Below are 15006 nucleotides of genomic sequence, written 5' to 3' on the forward strand. Positions count from 1 at the left end.
TCCCTATTTTGACTCTCCGCGTTATGTTGCAGGCTTCACCACCACCCACGTAAAGCACAATGGCAACTGCGCTGCCTGCTGCTGATAGCGGTCATAGAGTTCTTCGCGGTTGGAGTGTGGGTATTCCCTGAAGTGATGGATCTGCAGCCCTGCCGCAATGGCGGCGCTGAAGAGGTCGCCCAGGGTGTGGACGAACCAGTAGGACGGCGCAGCCGGCTGTTCGATCCTGCCTTCGTAGACGATCGGTTCGTGCTGCACGAACGGTTCGCTGCGGAAGTATGAGCTGGTCGGGCGAAAAGGATCGGCTGCCTCCGGGTCGAACATTTCCAGGAACGGATGGGTTTCGTACACCACCAGCGCCCCACCCGGCTTCAGCGTGTGCGCAACATGGCGGAAGAATTCGCCGATGTCTGGCATCCAGTTCAAGACCCCGATGGTGATCAGCGCCAGGTCAAAGCGCTCCAGCAGTCCGGCCGGCAATTGGTGAATGTCCGCTTCGATGAATTGCGGCGCGTGGGGCGATCGGGACGCCAGTTCCCGAGCCTGCCCGAGAAAGGCTTCAGACTGGTCGACGCCCACCACGCTGCGCGCGCCCAGAGCGAACAGCGACAGGCTTTCACGACCGTTGTTGCAGCCTAGTTGCACCACGTCCTTGCCGTCGATACCAGTCTGGATCAGCAAAGCGGTCAGGGTGTCGTCCAGGCAGGAAAAATCCGCGTGTTCCACGCCCTTCAGCAAGGCTTGCCATTCGCTGGAGTCCTTGTGGTGACGGGCGGAGTCATTCCAGGCCTCGCGGTTGCTGGCGATGGCTTGTTCTTTTGTCGGCAGTTCCATTGCACGCTCCAGGGTCCGGGTTGTCGATTTGACCGGCGAAGTCTAGATCAACCCCATCCTGGCAGGTGTTGTGAACTTGTAATCCGCGCGGCACCGTCGGCTGTCCACGGCGCCAGCTATAGTTAAAGACCTTGGGGAGAATGTGGTTAAACCGATTTAGCGGGTGTTGCCATGAAAAAGACCGACCTGACACTTTTGCTCGCCGTCTGCCTGGGCGCAACCACTGTCCTCCACGCGGAAGACATGCCCACCACCAACTACAGCAGCGAATTCAACTATTACGGCGCCGACCAACCCTTCGCGCACCCCGCACCACCGTCGATGAACATTGTGCCGCCGGGTTCGTACATCCCTACCGCGCCCAGGGAATTCATTCCGGTTTCAAGTGAGCACGTGTTTTCCGATTCGCGCCTGCCGACAGTGGCCGACGCCACGGTTCGGGTGTTTATCCGCTCCTACGATCCAGAGCGCGGTGTGTACGTGAACCAGGAAGTCGAAAACCCCAGCTGCATGCTGTCCTGTCTGAGGCAGGGCCCGGTGCTGCAGTGAGCCTTACCACTGGCGTTTGTCCGGACGCGCGAGGCCGAGTTTTTCGATCCGGTAGCGCAACATGTCACGGCTCAGACCCAGCAGGCGTGCCGATTTGGTGACGTTCCAGTCGGTCTTGTCGAGCATCTTGCGCACCATGTCGCGCTCCACTTCCGGCAGGTTCATGGAGTCACTGCCGCTGAAGGACGGACGCGGCTCGCTGAAGTGTGACGGCTCGTGATGAAACATCGGTGGCTCATCCATCAGGCTCAAGCAGACGTTCAACTGATGAGCGGCGATAGTGTCGCTTTGCGCCAGCAACACGGTTTGCTCCAGCATGTTGCGCAATTCGCGCACGTTGCCCGGCCAGCTGTAGCTGAGCAGCAAATCTTCGGCCTGGTTACTGAAATGCAGGTTCGGCTTGCCGTAGCGTTTGCCATGTAGTGCCAGGAAGTGCCGGGCCAGCAGCAGGATATCGGCACCACGGGTATACAGTCGCGGCACCTTGATGGAAATGATGCGCAGGCGGAAGAACAGGTCACGACGGAATTTGCCTTGCTGGATCATCTGTTCGAGATTGCAGTTGGTAGCGCTGATCACCCGCAGATCGACCTTGCGCTCCTTCACTGAACCGACCCGGCGAATGGTCCGGTCTTCAAGTAGTTTCAGCAGCTTGGCTTGCAGCAGCAGGTCCATTTCACCGATTTCATCGAGGAACAGCGTGCCGCCATCGGCCGCTTCCACCAGCCCCATGCGACGATCCTTGGCGTCGGTGAAGGCGCCCTTCTCGTGGCCGAACAATTCCGACTCCACCAGATTGGACGGGATCGAAGCACAGTTGAATTCAATGAATGGGCCTTTGGCGCGCGGGCCATCAAAGTGCAAGGCCCGGGCCACCAGTTCCTTGCCGGTACCCGTCTCGCCTTCTACCAGCACCGGCGGTAGATCGCTGTTGGCCATGCGCCGTTCGGCGTCGAGCAACTGGGTGATGGTGCCCTTGAGGTAAGCCATCGGTGCCGACTCGCCAATCAGTGCCTGCACTCCCGAATTCTGGGCCTCGCGCTCTTGGTAAAACGACAGCGTACGCTCCATGCGGTCGGTGGCCAGGGCCTTGTCCAGCAGTAACTTGAGCTCTGGCAGGGCCACCGGTTTGGTGACGTAGTGAAAGGCACCCTCTTTCATCGCCACCACGGCGTCTTCCACGTTGCCGTAACCGGTCATCATGATCACTTTGAGATCCGGCGCGCTGATGCGCAGCTTCTGGATCAGGTCGTGACCACTCATGCCCGGCAGCGAGTTGTCGGTCAGTACCACGTCAGGCGCGAAAGAACCCAATTGTTCCAGTGCATCTTCAGCCGAGTGGCAGACGGTCACCTCGAAGTCCTTACGCTCCAGGTAAGTCTGAATATTCTCGGCGAGGATTTCGTCATCCTCGACCAGCAGAATGCTGTGCTCCATATACCCCTCCCGTTGCCACTTTGAAATTGAGACAAACACGGGTTCCTTCCTGCTCTCGGCTGGTCAGTTCGACCGAACCGTCAAAACGCTCCATTATTCGTTTGACCAGGGCCAGGCCCACACCCAACCCACCTTGCTTGGTGGTAAAAAACGGCTTGAAGACCATTTGCTGCTGTTGTTTTGACATGCCCTTGCCGGTGTCGGTCAATGTCATTCTCACGTCGCCGGACACCGAGGAATTGATCTCGATCGTCAGCACGCCGCCCTTGGGCATGGCTTCCAGTGCATTAGCAAACAGGCTATTGAGTATTTGCGTGAGCAGCACCTGCTGGCTGACGACCGGCGGCACACTGACAGGGGAGAAACGCACTTCAACGTCCGAACGCTTGATCAGGGACTCAAAGGCACTCAGGGTGTCTTCGAGAGCCAGCACCAGGTCGACCGTTTCACAGTCGTCATTCATCGGCCGCAACGACACCAGCAATTCACGGACCCAGCGCGACATGCGGTCGACCTGACTGATGATGTCGCCGATGTTTTTCTGTGCGGTCTGGCTGGCGATGTCCTGGGCCAGCTCGGCGCTGGAACGGATATTGGCCAGCGGGTTGCGCAAGCTGTGGGCGACCGCCGAGGACATCTCGCCAAGGGCGACAAAGGTCTCGTTGGCGATCAGTTGTTTCTGCTGGCTGCGCAATAGCGTCGCCGCGCGTCGCACAATCCAGAACAGCCCCAGGTAAATGGCTGCCCCGCCGATCAACGTGGCCAGCCAGATTGCCTTGAAGCCACGCTGGATGCGCGCCACCAGATCCACCGGTTCCTTGTAGATTTCCACCATGGCAATCACTTTGCTTCTATCGGCGTTGAACATCGGAATGTAGTTCTCGACGAACAGGTACTCCGGTTCGCGCAGCAAGCGCTGCTCGGGACGTTCCTCATCGATTTCGTGATAACTGGTGGACACCGGCGATTTCATGTCGAAGGATTCGTCCAGCTCAAAGTTGCCTTCGATACGCACGCCGATCAACTCAGGGTTGGTCGACCAGACCACGGTGCGATCCAGGGAGTACACCGTCGCCAACAGGATGTCCGGCAGATGCTTCACATGGTCGAGAAACTCAACGCGCGCGGCGGCCCGGGATACGGGGTTGACGTCGGGGTAGGCATCGTCCATGCGCGGGTCGAGCATTTCACCCATGGTTCGCCCCTGGGCAATGCCGGCATGCCGGATTTCAGCCTCGCCAATGGACTGGATGAACTGCGCGGTCAGCATCGAGTCGCGCTCGATACTTTCATCGACAACAAAGCGCGTGGAGATGTAACCCAGCCCCAGCGCCACCACAGCAATGATCAGAAAGCTTGCCAGGGAGAACCAGCGCAGCAAATTGAACTGCAGCCGCCACCCCTTGCGTTGTGCTGCCGGGGTCTGTGGCGCAGCTACTTTTTGTTGTTCGAGTATCTGCATGGCTGTGTCCTGGGTGCTTGAAATCGAGCCTTTTCAGCCGCTTTCAGGATCAGTGTAGGTGGCATTGATAGCCCCCGACTGGTCCGCGTATTTTTTTTGACACTATTGCACCCGGGACGTCTCGGGGTGCGCGACCGAATGATGTTGTTCAGGCTCCTCGTTACCACTGGCCAATGGCGCCGCTGGCGGATGTTGACGGTCGGTTTCTTCTTTCAGGAAATCGATGAGGGACTGGGCGGAATTCGCATCCAGCCGCAAGTTGGGCATCGAGATCCTGTTGTAGCGCTCGAACAGTTCCATCGCAATCGGGTCCTTTTCCGCGAGCATGCGGTCAGGTTCGCGGATCCAGCGGATGAGCCAGGCCGGATCGCGCTGATAGGTCACGCCGATCAGGTCCGGGCCGATGCTGCGCAGGCCGATGCCCTGTCCGTCCAGCGGACCGAGGCTGTGGCAAGACGCGCAGCGGGTGCGAAACAGCTCTTCGCCATTGCTCGGCGGACGGATCTCGGGGGCGTCGACGTAGCTTTCCTCCACACTGGGCTGTTTCCAGTTATGCAGGGTATTGGCCAGTTGGTCGGCCAGAATCCACGGGTTTTCGAACGGCGAGGCTTTCATCCACCGGCCCGTTGCCTGGTTGCCGACGATCAGGCTCAGGTTATGGTCCTTATTGCGCCCGTTATCGACGCCTTCGATGAACAGCCCCAGTTTTTTGCGCAGGTCAGTGACGTCGGCGAATTCCCCGGTAAGGAATTTCCACCCGGGGCCGACCTGGAAGCGTTGCGCATAGGCCTTGAGCACCTCGGGGGTATCACTCAAGGGGTCGATGCTGATGGAATAGAAGAAGATGTCCTTGCCGACCCGATCCCCCAGCAGTTTCTGCACCTGGCGCATGCGCGCGGTTTCCAGGGGGCAGGAGTCACTGCACGAGGTAAAGATGAAGTTGATCACCACCACCTTGTCTTTGATCAAATCATCGAAAAAACGCAGCTGCTGTCCGTCCTGGTCGGTCAGCAGGGTGTTGGGGAAATAGTCGGCACCCCACGGGGTGACGGCTTCAACGACAGCGGGTTCGGCAGTGGATGCCGGAGCAGGTCCAGGCGTCGACGTCGGCTGGCTGGCGACCAGCAACTGGCTGGCCAGCAAACCGGTCACCAGCATCAGCACCAGGTGCATGCCCAAAGCTCGCGAGCGTGGTGAATGCATCTCTTTTTTTTCCATCACCAACCGCCTCGATGTGGTGAAGGGGGGGATGGTGGTTTTGCAAGGAGCTCGCCAATCATGTGTTTTTTTATAAAAACGTACTAACACTCGACAAAACAGTGATTTATCAAAATCAATGTGCAATGACCGGGGAAATGACTGGGGATTGGCACCCGTTATTGGGGGTAGACATCCCCGTTTTCAGGTGCCAGAACAAAGGACAGGCGCACAGTGGTGCCCTCGCCTTCACTGCTGTCGAGGGTCACCGCACCGCCAAATCGCTCCATGATCCGCTCGACCAGCACCAGCCCGACTCCCAGCCCGCCCTGTTTTGTGGTGAAGAACGGCCGGAAAGCCATAGTGCGTTCTTCTTCGCTCATGCCTTTGCCGGTATCGCTCACCCTCACGCTGACGCGCTGGGCATCGCGCGGTTCGATCTGGATGGTCAGGGTGCCACCGCCGTCCATGGCTTCCACCGCATTGGACAGCAGGCTGTTGAGGAGCTGGGTCAGTTGTACGTGCTGGCTCAGCACCATGGGCGTCTGGTCCGGCTCGAACACCACGTTGACCTTGGCCTTGTTGATCTGATGCTCGTAAGCCATCAGGCTGTCATGCAGAGCCGCTACCAGGTTCACAGGTTCGGCCTCGTCATTGAGCGGTCGCAGGGACTGTAGCAACTCCCGTACCCATTTCGACATGCGATCGACCTGACCAATGATGTCGTTGATGTTCCCGTGTGCCGGACCGCTGTCGAACTCTATCGCCAGCTCGGCGCTTGAACGGATGTTCGCCAACGGATTGCGCAGACTGTGGGCGACCGCCGAGGACACCTCTCCCAGAGCCACAAAGGTTTCGTTGGTGATCAATTGTTTCTGCTGCGTCGCCAGCAGGATCGCCGCCCGCCGCACGATCCAGTACAGCCCCAGGTAAATGAGACCTCCGCCCAGCGCGGTTGCCAGCCAGATCAGCACCAGGCCGCGCTCCATGCGGTTGATCAGGTCCTGGGGTTCCTTGTAGATCTCGACCATCGCCGTGACGGTGCTGCCATCGGCGTCGAACAAGGGAATGTAGTTTTCGATGAAGGCGTATTTGGGGCGTTCCAGGAACTTCTGCTCCATGCGGGATTTATCCACACCGTGGTAAGCAGTCGACACGGAGATTTTCGAGTTGAATGCCCGATCGAGGTCTTCATTGCCATGGATCGTAATGCCCATCAAGGCCTGGTTGGTCGACCAGATCACCATGCGGTCGGGGGCGTAGATGTTGACCAGAATCACGTCCGGCAAGTTTGCGATATGGTCGAGGAATTCACGACGGGCACTGGCGCGGGACAGAGGGTCGACGTCAGGAAAGTCCATGTCCTTTCGTGGGTCGAGCAACTCGCCCATGATCCTGACGTTGGGAATCGACACATGGTGCACCTCGGCCGAGGCAATCGCCTGAATGAATTGTGAGGTCAATAGCGCATCGCGCTGCACACTTTCGGTAATCACGAAGCGCGTGGAAACCGCTCCCAGCGCCACCGCCACGGTGCCGATCACCACCATGCTGACCAGTGAAAACCAGCGCAGCAGATTGAAGGGCTCCTTGCGCGTGTTCAAGCGAACTTCGCTGTCGGTCGCAAGTACTTTGGCGATTGTGTTCATGGACACGGTTCCCGGAAACCCCCTATAGGTTTATAGCCCAGCCAAGGCCGTTTGGCCGAACCTGGGGACTGCGATACCCCACCTGCTCCGCGGCTCCGTCACCCCCAAAATCGGGGGTAGCTGCCCATGCCATAACTTTCCGGTCTGCCGCCGGCGACCGCTCGAACGCATTTACTGCGGGCTTCTCACGGGCGTTTTCGCCGATTGGTATGGAAGTTGCCGATCTCCTTGCTAACTGGCCCACCCCAAGGGGCTGGTACTTCGACAGAGGGAATACTCATGCACCCGCTACTGTGCAAAACGGCGTCCGCCCTGGTTGTGACTGCTCTAGCCCAAGGTATTGCCCAGGCCGCGCTGTTTGCCGTAGACCCCGGTCCCTACCTGCCAGCCAATGGCAATTTCGCCGCCTGGTATCAAGACAGCCACGGCCGAACTCTTGACCTGTGTTTATCAAAGGCTGTCAGTTCCAGGGTTGCCAGCGCGCCGGGCTCCCCGACTTACATGTGCTCGCTAATCCCTAATCCCGGCATTTTCGATGACACGCAACCGTTGGTCTTCCCGACCAATTTCCCCGACGAAGCGTTCTGGGCAACAGGTGAAACAACCATCGTCGATGCCGCCCGAGGCATCGACCTGACCTATGTCTCGGCGCTCGAAGCAGCCTTCAGTGGTGGGGATCCACTGGAGGGCGACCAGATCAGCTTCGCCCGGATCCGTGTTCGCATCGACGTGGCCATCGCCGGCACTTATGTCATCACCCATCCTTACGGCGTCGAAGTGTTCAACGTCGAGACCCCTGGCCGTCGGGCTATCAACATGACCCGGGACATTGGCATCGGCGCGCCAAAAACCTATAACGGCGCGCTCAAGGGCGACGTCGGGCCGTTCCTGCGCAGCGTCAATGGCCCCTACACCGAGACCAACCCGAGTACCGGCCAGGCCGAACAATTCGTCGGTGATCCGAACCTCACCGAAGCCGTCACAGGCAGCCCGTTCAACACCAACTACGTGCGCATCGAAGGCCCCAATGGCCTGGACTTGCGCACCAACCTCTTCGCTGTTTCCGGCAAGTTGTCGTCGGCAGTCCGTCCGACCCCGGTGATCGCCGAGCGCAGCACCTACTCGCGACAGGCCGGCACCAGCGCCCCGGTAGCCCGGCAGGACGTGTTCGTGATGGCCCCGCCGCCACCCGCCACCGTGACCCTGGACAGCAACAACCCGGTGTTGAACTTCACCGAGGCGAACACCACCGGACACTGGTATGCGCAATCGCCGAACAATCCGACGCTGCCGAGCACGTTGCAGGTGACCGCCGACAACCACCTGGCCATCGCCAGCAGCGCGCCGACCACCTTGCCCATGCCGCTGACCGACCTGGTGACGATCTCGCGCGCCGAGTACAGCCTGAGCACCGGGCAAATCACCATCGTGGCTTCGACCAGCGATGAAACGTCGCCACCGGTGCTCACCGCCACCTCCGGCACCGGCATCGCCATCGGCGCCCTGAGTGGTGACGGCGCCGTTAAAAGCCTGGCCACCGGCATCTCGCCTATTCCGCCAGCCCTGGTTCGTGTGTCGTCCTCCAATGGCGGCAGCGATACCGAAGAAGTGGTCATCGTGCAATGAACGCCCACATGCCCGGATCCTCATCAGGAGGCATCATGAACCAATGGCCACGCCTGGCGCTCAACGCCCTGGGACTGACTCTATTGCTGACCGGCAGTGCTTTGGCGCAACTCGCCGCCGTCGATCCCGGTCCTTATACCTTTGCCACCGGGAAATTCCCGATCTGGTATCAGGACAACAATCAACTGTCGATGGAGCTGTGCCAGTCCCGCGCCGCCAGCTCGCGGGTGGCAGCCAGCGTGCCACCGGCCTACATGTGTACCCTGCTGCCGACACCGGGCATTTTCGACGACACCCTGCCAATGGTGTTCCCCGATAACTGGCCAGACGAAGCCTTCTGGTTCCTTGCCGAGACAAGCATCCCCAACAACACCGCCGGCTATGGCATGGACGTCTATGTCGCCGGGATCGAGGCTGCATTTGCCGGTGGCAACCCGCTCGATGGTGACCAGATCAGCTTCGCGCGGATTCGTCTACGGGTGAACATTCCCGTTGCCGGGACCTACACCATTACCCACCCCTATGGCGTGGAAACGGTCAACGTCACCACCGGGCGCCGAGCGATCAACATCACCAGGGACGTCGGCATCGGTGCGCCGGGGGTCTTCAGCGGTGCGGTCAACGGTCCGATCGGGCCGTTCCTGCGCAGCGTCAACGGCCCCTACACCGAGGTGAACCCGGACACCGGCGCCATCGAAACCTTCGTCGGCGACCCCAACCTCACCGAAGCCGTGACCGGCAGCCCCAACAACACCAACTTCGTGCGCATACAGGGTCCGGCCGGGACCATCCAGACCAACCTCTTCACCCTGTCCGGCAAGGTGCTCGACAACCGCGCGCAGACTGCGGTGGACATGACCCGTGCCACTTACCGCCGCATCGCCGGCACGGGCGGCAACACCACCCGGGTCGAAGTGTTTGCCAAAGCCGCCAACGGTTCGACCCTGTGTTTTCGCGAAAGCATTGCCCTGGTCCCAGGCCCGCCTGTGTCACCTTGCCAGACCAACATGGTGAGCGATAACAACGGCGTGTTCTTCGCCCAGAATCTGCTGGCCAACGCAACGGTGCCGCCGGTCTTGGTGGTCACCGCCACCAACCCCGCCGGGACCACCCGCCCGACTGCGGTGTCGAGCAAGCTCTCGGACGTGGTGAAAATCCAGACCGCCCGTTACAGCTGGAGTAATCACAGCCTGCTGATCGAGGCCACTTCCACAGACGAAGTGGTGGTACCGGACATGGTCGCCCAGGGTTACGGGCGGCTGTCGAAAACCGGAATCCTGCAACGCCTGACGGTGGCTGACTTGCCCCAACCCCCTGCAACCGTAACGGTCAAATCCGCTGCCGGCGGCAGTGACACCGAGCCGGTCGTAGTCGTCGGCACTGCACCGGACACTGGTGCGAACCAGGCACCGATCTCCGTCGCCGATACCGGCAGCACCAGCTTTGGCGTGCCGATCACTCTCAACCTGCTGGCCAACGACAGGGACCCGGACGGCAATACGCCGCTGAGCATTACTGCGCTGACCCAACCGGCCGCCAGCCAGGGCACGGTGGCATTGAGCGGCACTACGGCGGTGCTCTACACCCCTCCAGCTGTCGTCAACGCGCCGTTGACCACGACCTTCACCTACAAGGCCCAGGACGTCAAAGGCCTGGCCTCGACGACAGCGGCAACCGTGAGCATGACCGTGTCGCCTAACCGGCCTCCGGTGGCCGTCGCCGATGCCGTCACGACACTGGGTGTGGCGATTCCAATCAACGTGCTGGCCAACGACACCGATCCAGAAGGCAATGTGCCGCTAGCCGTCGCCGGCTTCACTCAACCGCTGGCAGGTGGCGGCACCGTCAGCAGTAACGGCACGGTGCTCACCTACACCCCACCGGCCACCGTCACCACGGCCTTCACCACGACCTTCACCTACTTTGCCCGGGACAGCTTCGGCGCCCAATCGACGTCGCCAGCCACAGTCACGGTGCAGGTCTCGCCACGGCCTGCTGCGGAAACCTTCGCAGTGACCACCGCAACGGTGAGAGCCCGCTCCAACAACCGCTTCACCTGGGACTTTGCCGGCACCTCATCGGTGACCACCGGCAACACCATCACCATCAAGGTCACCACTCCGACCGGGCTGGTCACCCTGGGCACCACCGCCGTACCGGCGAATGGACGCTGGCGGTTGACCGTGAACAACACCACCACGGTCGTTCCGTCGGCGAACCCGACCGCCACGATCACCTCGTCCCAAGGCTCCGTGCGCACGGTGCCGGTGATCGCCAACTGAGCCCGCGCCCCATTAGCCACGCAGGTTGATGGGGCCGGCTTCAACCCTATGGAAAACCGCGGCCTCGGGTGGGGGGCCGCGGTTTTTTGCCGGGTGCATTGATGGGAGCTATCCAGCGGTGGTCTGGCTGCCATCACTGGAGCGGTGCCCGGACCTGGCTCAATCCCACAGGTATTCAGTACATCTGAAAGATCTCGATCGGCTGGCAGGCCGTCTTCGCGAGCAAGCTCGCTCCCACAGGGGATTGGGTGCATCTTTGAGAATTTGGTCAGCTGGCAGGCCGCCATCGCGAGCAAGCTCGCTCCCACAGAAGAGCAAAGACAGAGCGGCGTACACCACGCTCTTCACCACTCATCAGGCCGAGCGTTAGCTCGCCTGCAGCTCTTGATCTTGATCCACCCGCCCCCTCGGCAGGCAGAGTGGAGGTGTTCATCCGGGGATTGGCGCGCAGCGCCGTTCGACGCAGTCGAACACATCGCATGTAGGTGCCAGCGAAGCCAACCGGAGGGCGATGCCCCCGGATGAATGCCGGAGCGAAGGAACCCCGAGCCTTAGCGAGGGGCCGTACGTAAGGGGCGAGACCTTTGGTTCCTTTGGGCTGGGCCGGCACTCCGGCGTTTGCCAAAGGGACTCGCCGTAAGGGCGAAACCATAAGCAGCCGTCACCGCAGCAACGGATATGTACTCAGCCCCCCAACCTGATCGACAGTCGCTCGGCCAACGCCTTGGCCTGGCTCGCCACATCGGTGACGGCGGTACTTTCCCACCACATACCGCGCAACGGCGGGCCCATGGCAAACAGCCGGCTGGCGGGCTGACCCTCGGCGTTCAGAACCGCACCATCGACCTCCGCCGCGATGCCCAAGGCCAACGGCCCGGGCCGGACCAGGCCTCGGGCGAGCAGTTGCCGGGGCAGCGGTCGCGCAACCCGGCGCCAGTCGTATTCGATACCGCTGGAGTTGATCAGGGCAACACCGCTGACCACACAGGTCTGCGCCTCACCCCGCCGTCGAAGGCGAATACTCACCTCGCCATTCAGCGATGGCTCGAGGCCCTGGTAGGAAGCTGCGTGAATACGTAACCGCCCTTCTTTATACAAGCGCTCAACCAGTTCGGCACTCAAGGGTGGCGAGCGGTGATGATGGCTTTCCCACCACGGTCGCACATGCCGCACGAACTGCCGACGTTGCACGTCGGTCGCCTGATGCCACAAGCGGCCGATATGTGCCCGCACCGTGTCCAGCGGCGCCTGCCAGTCGATGCCTTGGGCAATAGCGTCCCGACAGTGCCGACGCAGTTCGCGCATCAACTGGCGAGGTGTGCGGATGCTCTGATCCTGCGCGAGAAAATCCACCCAGGCCGGTGGCTGGCGACGCACATGGGGCAGCAGCCCATGGCGAGAAAACACTTCGATCGGCCCACGATGCCCGGCCTGTTCCAGCGACACCACAGCATCGACCATGGTCAGGCCCGAGCCGATGATCATGACTGTCGCTTGCGGATCGAGTTGCCGCATGGCCGCCACATCCCACGGATCGAGGGCCGCTGCGTTCAAGCCGCTGGACCGGGTTTGTGGCGTGCGCGCGGCGGGAAACATCCCGGTGGCCAGTACCGCAAAAGCCCCCTGCAAGCATCGGCCATCGCTCAGGGTCAACCGCACGGCGTCTGCATCGGCTTGCAAATCGACCACCTCGTCCTGCACGTGCTCGACCGTCGAACCGACCAAGGCGCCCACCGCCTGCGCTTCTGCCAGACGCTGCCGGGCGTACAGGCCGAAAACGCCCCGAGGCGGAAACAACTCGCTTATTGGCACATGCTGCTGATCCGATTCCGGCCAGCCGCCCGCCTCGATGTACTCGGTCAGCCATTGGGTCAGGTCGTCAGCGTTGTCCGGGTCAACACTCATCCGCGCCGCATTGCCGTTGAGCGTATGACCCAGTTCTACCGCGCTATAGGCTTCACCCCGCCCCAACCCGGCCCTGGGCTCAATCACCAGCACCCGGCGCCGGCCCGGCAAACGCATCAACTGCGCCGCCAACATCGCACCACTGAGGCCGCCACCGACAATCAGGATGTCGGCGTCGTTGTTCAAGGTCTGGCCCATCCGTGCACTCCCTGTTCAGATCACCACATTACGTACAAACCTAGCCGCCACCACCCCGTCGTTGCGATAACAGTGTGGCTGGTTGCTGGCGAACATAAAGAATTCACCCGCCGCGATATTCTGCGGCTGGTCGCCGAGCATAACGGTCAGGCACCCTTCGAAGACATAAATCTGCTCGCTCCAGCCATCGGCGTCCGGCTCCGACGGATACACCTCGCCCGGTTGCAGGCACCATTCCCACTGCTCGACTTCGCGGCTGGCCTGGGCCTTGGAAAGCAACACCGCCCTGCTGCCGGGGATCGTGCCGGTCCAGGCCAACTCATTGATACGGCTGGGATCGCGGGCATCGGGGGCCTGGATCAAATCACTGAAGGCAACGTCCAGGGCTTCGGCCACCCGGTCGAGGGTGGTCAGGCTGACGTTCTTTTCCCCTGCCTCGATCGCCACCAGCATTCGACGGCTGACACCGGACTTTTCAGCCAGCGCGGTCTGGCTCAGGTCGGCGGCATGACGTAAACGACGGACGTTTTGACTGACGTGCTGGAGGACCGAAGCCCGCTGGGTAGAATCTTTGTGCACTATATTGCTCACTGAGTGGGGTTGGGCAGTATACTGCGCAACATTCGACGCATTGTGCGTCCCCCTCCAGTAGCGTGCAAGGTCATGACGTCGGTGAATTCCCCAAAGGCTTCCTCCCGTTTTACAAGGTTCAGCAAGGCCGAATGCGTGCTGGTACTGATCACGATGGTCTGGGGCGGTACCTTCCTGCTGGTACAGCATGCGATGACCGTCAGCGGCCCGATGTTTTTCGTCGGCCTGCGCTTTGCCGCTGCCGCGAGCATCGTCGCCCTGTTTTCCTGGCGTCACCTGCGCGACCTGACCCTGTTCGAACTCAAGGCCGGGTCGTTTATCGGCGTGGCGATCATGCTCGGCTACGGCTTGCAAACGGTCGGGTTGCAGAGCATTCCCAGCAGCCAATCGGCATTCATTACCGCACTGTACGTCCCGTTTGTGCCGTTGCTGCAATGGCTGGTGCTGGGGCGGCGTCCGGGGTTGATGCCGAGCATCGGCATCATGCTGGCCTTTACCGGGTTGATGCTGCTGTCCGGGCCGTCAGGTGCGTCGTTCAATTTCAGCCCCGGTGAAATCGCCACCTTGATCAGCGCCGTGGCCATTGCGGCCGAGATCATCCTGATCAGTACCTATGCCGGCCAGGTCGATGTGCGCCGGGTGACGGTGGTGCAACTGGCGGTCACTTCGGTGCTGTCGTTCCTGATGGTGGTGCCGACCAACGAGGCGATTCCGGACTTCTCCTGGTTGCTGTTGTGCAGCGCGCTGGGGCTCGGGGCGGCGAGCGCGGCGATTCAGGTGGCGATGAACTGGGCACAGAAAAGCGTGTCACCGACCCGCGCCACGCTGATCTATGCTGGCGAGCCGGTATGGGCCGGGATTGTCGGGCGCATTGCCGGGGAGCGCTTGCCGGCGATTGCCCTGGTCGGCGCCGGATTGATTGTGGCGGCGGTGATTGTCAGCGAGTTGAAGACCAAGGGTAAGGCTGCGGCGCCTGAGGAAGAACTGGAGCGGGAAACACAGTGATAAGTCGCAAACTTTGCATTGCCGGATAGGCCGCCATCGCGAGCAAGCTCGCCACAGTGTCTTGGGTTGAACACAAGATTGTGTGTACAACTTCATACCCTGTGGGAGCGGGCTTGCTCGCGAAGGGGCCGGAACGGGCTCCCCGACCTCTCTCTGAAACAATGTGAATCAGGGCGTTTCCGTCTACCGTGTAGGATTCTGCGACAGCTTGGCGTTTGGTGATCCGGGAGCTGGCACGTATGATGCTTCACAAACTTCCGCAGATTAGAAG

General features: G+C 61.0%; 11 protein-coding genes. 4 read left to right on the top strand and 7 right to left on the bottom strand.

Annotated features, from left to right (window positions below):
- Positions 1 to 21: 21 nt before the first annotated feature.
- Positions 22 to 834, bottom strand: coding sequence for a class I SAM-dependent methyltransferase (locus AC3WTM_RS12735; protein WP_102671405.1), 813 nt, complete (start codon positions 832 to 834; stop codon positions 22 to 24).
- Between the two features lie 171 nt (positions 835 to 1005).
- On the opposite strand from AC3WTM_RS12735, the gene AC3WTM_RS12740 reads away from it, so the two are divergent.
- Entirely contained in the window at positions 1006 to 1383 is a 378-nt protein-coding gene (locus tag AC3WTM_RS12740) for a hypothetical protein (protein ID WP_102671404.1), read from the top strand.
- A gap of 3 nt (positions 1384 to 1386) precedes the next feature.
- Here AC3WTM_RS12740 and AC3WTM_RS12745 read toward each other — a convergent pair whose 3' ends face one another.
- The 4 genes from AC3WTM_RS12745 to AC3WTM_RS12760 form a co-directional block, all read right to left on the bottom strand.
- Positions 1387 to 2820, bottom strand: a complete 1434-nt coding sequence (locus AC3WTM_RS12745) for a sigma-54-dependent transcriptional regulator (RefSeq protein WP_102671403.1) — start codon at positions 2818 to 2820, stop codon at positions 1387 to 1389.
- Complete coding sequence (locus tag AC3WTM_RS12750) at positions 2789 to 4282, bottom strand: ATP-binding protein (protein ID WP_102671402.1); 1494 nt, start codon at positions 4280 to 4282, stop codon at positions 2789 to 2791. Before AC3WTM_RS12750 ends, AC3WTM_RS12745 begins: the two co-directional genes overlap by 32 nt.
- Positions 4283 to 4384: 102 nt before the next feature.
- Entirely contained in the window at positions 4385 to 5485 is a 1101-nt protein-coding gene (locus AC3WTM_RS12755) for an SCO family protein (RefSeq protein WP_371918621.1), read from the bottom strand.
- A 173-nt stretch (positions 5486 to 5658) separates the two neighbouring features.
- Positions 5659 to 7128 carry a sensor histidine kinase gene (locus AC3WTM_RS12760; RefSeq protein ID WP_102671400.1) on the bottom strand — a complete coding sequence of 490 codons (1470 nt, stop codon included), beginning with the start codon at positions 7126 to 7128 and terminating at the stop codon, positions 5659 to 5661.
- A gap of 279 nt (positions 7129 to 7407) precedes the next feature.
- Between AC3WTM_RS12760 and AC3WTM_RS12765 the strand changes: the two genes are divergently transcribed.
- Together AC3WTM_RS12765 and AC3WTM_RS12770 are read left to right on the top strand one after the other, a co-directional pair.
- Positions 7408 to 8754 carry a hypothetical protein gene (locus tag AC3WTM_RS12765; protein WP_102671399.1) on the top strand — a complete coding sequence of 449 codons (1347 nt, stop codon included), beginning with the start codon at positions 7408 to 7410 and terminating at the stop codon, positions 8752 to 8754.
- Positions 8755 to 8789: 35 nt separating this feature from the next.
- Complete coding sequence (locus AC3WTM_RS12770) at positions 8790 to 11036, top strand: Ig-like domain-containing protein (protein ID WP_102671398.1); 2247 nt, start codon at positions 8790 to 8792, stop codon at positions 11034 to 11036.
- 684 nt (positions 11037 to 11720) lie between these two features.
- Here AC3WTM_RS12770 and AC3WTM_RS12775 read toward each other — a convergent pair.
- Both AC3WTM_RS12775 and AC3WTM_RS12780 read right to left on the bottom strand, forming a co-directional pair.
- Positions 11721 to 13139, bottom strand: coding sequence for an FAD/NAD(P)-binding protein (locus AC3WTM_RS12775; RefSeq protein ID WP_102671396.1), 1419 nt, complete (start codon positions 13137 to 13139; stop codon positions 11721 to 11723).
- A 15-nt stretch (positions 13140 to 13154) separates the two neighbouring features.
- The gene (locus AC3WTM_RS12780) at positions 13155 to 13718 is read right to left on the bottom strand and encodes a helix-turn-helix domain-containing protein (RefSeq protein WP_102671395.1); all 564 of its coding nucleotides are present in this window, start codon (positions 13716 to 13718) and stop codon (positions 13155 to 13157) included.
- An 84-nt stretch (positions 13719 to 13802) separates the two neighbouring features.
- Between AC3WTM_RS12780 and AC3WTM_RS12785 the strand changes: the two genes are divergently transcribed.
- Positions 13803 to 14735 carry a DMT family transporter gene (locus tag AC3WTM_RS12785; protein WP_256586118.1) on the top strand — a complete coding sequence of 311 codons (933 nt, stop codon included), beginning with the start codon at positions 13803 to 13805 and terminating at the stop codon, positions 14733 to 14735.
- Positions 14736 to 15006 lie beyond the last annotated feature (271 nt).

Source organism: Pseudomonas sp. EU05-FHT14B02 (assembly GCF_058791055.1).

Bases quoted from the DNA above. Each gene is read 5' to 3' on its own strand.
- AC3WTM_RS12745 (WP_102671403.1), bottom strand. From the start codon at position 2,820: ATGGAGCACAGCATTCTGCTGGTCGAGGATGACGAAATCCTCGCCGAG.
- AC3WTM_RS12785 (WP_256586118.1), top strand. From the start codon at position 13,803: ATGACGTCGGTGAATTCCCCAAAGGCTTCCTCCCGTTTTACAAGGTTC.
- AC3WTM_RS12755 (WP_371918621.1), bottom strand. From the start codon at position 5,485: ATGCATTCACCACGCTCGCGAGCTTTGGGCATGCACCTGGTGCTGATG.
- AC3WTM_RS12740 (WP_102671404.1), top strand. From the start codon at position 1,006: ATGAAAAAGACCGACCTGACACTTTTGCTCGCCGTCTGCCTGGGCGCA.
- AC3WTM_RS12770 (WP_102671398.1), top strand. From the start codon at position 8,790: ATGAACCAATGGCCACGCCTGGCGCTCAACGCCCTGGGACTGACTCTA.
- AC3WTM_RS12775 (WP_102671396.1), bottom strand. From the start codon at position 13,139: ATGGGCCAGACCTTGAACAACGACGCCGACATCCTGATTGTCGGTGGC.
- AC3WTM_RS12750 (WP_102671402.1), bottom strand. From the start codon at position 4,282: ATGCAGATACTCGAACAACAAAAAGTAGCTGCGCCACAGACCCCGGCA.
- AC3WTM_RS12760 (WP_102671400.1), bottom strand. From the start codon at position 7,128: ATGAACACAATCGCCAAAGTACTTGCGACCGACAGCGAAGTTCGCTTG.
- AC3WTM_RS12735 (WP_102671405.1), bottom strand. From the start codon at position 834: ATGGAACTGCCGACAAAAGAACAAGCCATCGCCAGCAACCGCGAGGCC.
- AC3WTM_RS12765 (WP_102671399.1), top strand. From the start codon at position 7,408: ATGCACCCGCTACTGTGCAAAACGGCGTCCGCCCTGGTTGTGACTGCT.